The sequence below is a fragment of the Streptomyces sp. CO7 genome, from assembly GCF_053474865.1.
On record NZ_JBRIOU010000042.1, the window covers coordinates 1 to 955 of the forward strand.

The following is a 955-nucleotide window of genomic DNA, read 5'->3' on the forward strand; positions in this document are numbered from 1 at the left end:
ACGGTGAGCTCGGGGTCGAGGTCCAGTCGGCGTGCGCCCGTCACGGGCGCTCCGCCGAACCGCTGCAGGGTGAGCCCGAGCGGGGCGACCCGCTGTGTGAACGACAGCCCGCCGAGCGGGTGGACGACCAACTGGCCGTCGGCGTCCGGCAGTCGGCGGAGGGTGACGACGGTGCGGCCGGGCCCGGTGAGCTGGGCCGTCCAGTTGCGCGGGTCGGCCATCGCCTCCTCGACCCTGGCGGCCACGTCGACGGCCGCGGGCAGGGCCGCGGGGGCGCCCCGCGCGCCGAAGGTGCGGTCGAAGCTGATCTCACCGCTGAAGAAGAGGATCTCGAAGCGGGCCTTGCCGTGGACGTGCCAGGGGGTGGGACCGGAGAGCGCGACCTCCACGCCGACGCCCATCAGGGTGCGGCTGCCCCGCTTGAGGGTGAGGCGCCCGGCGATGTCGACCTGGAAGCCGAACGGTTCGAGCTGCACCAGGGCGTCGAAGGACAGCATCCCGTCGATGCTGAAGCCGAGTGCGGCGGCGTAGAGCTCCAGACGGGCGCCGAACTGCACCGTGTTGGACGTGAGCGCGAAGTACGCCTCCAGCCGCAGCCGGGGGTTGTCGCCGTTCAGCAGGGAGATCGCCAGGCGGCGCAGCTCCGGGAAGCCCTCCGGGCGCTGGAAGCGCGGATGGAACCCGCCGGCCGACAGCGCGAAGCTGCTCCCGCCCTTCCAGCGGGCCCGCATCGCCATGTCGCCGGTGAGCGCGAACGCGGCGATCCGGGAGTCGTACAGGGTGGCGTCGACGGACGCCTCGCCCCGCTCGAAGTCGATCACCCCGAGGACGTCCATGTTGACGACCACCACGGCCCGCTCCTCGGTGGGCAGCGCCATCCGCAGCCTGCCGAGCAGCACCAGCCGTACCGGTGTGGGCAGTTCGAGCAGCAGCGCGAGGTCGAGGGTGAGCAGGG

At 72.8% G+C, this 955-nt stretch carries 1 protein-coding gene; it reads right to left on the reverse strand.

Features of this window, described 5'->3' with window-relative positions:
• The coding region (locus tag ACOV8S_RS30985; RefSeq protein WP_448321814.1) for a DUF6603 domain-containing protein at positions 1-955 on the reverse strand (955 nt) is incomplete at both ends.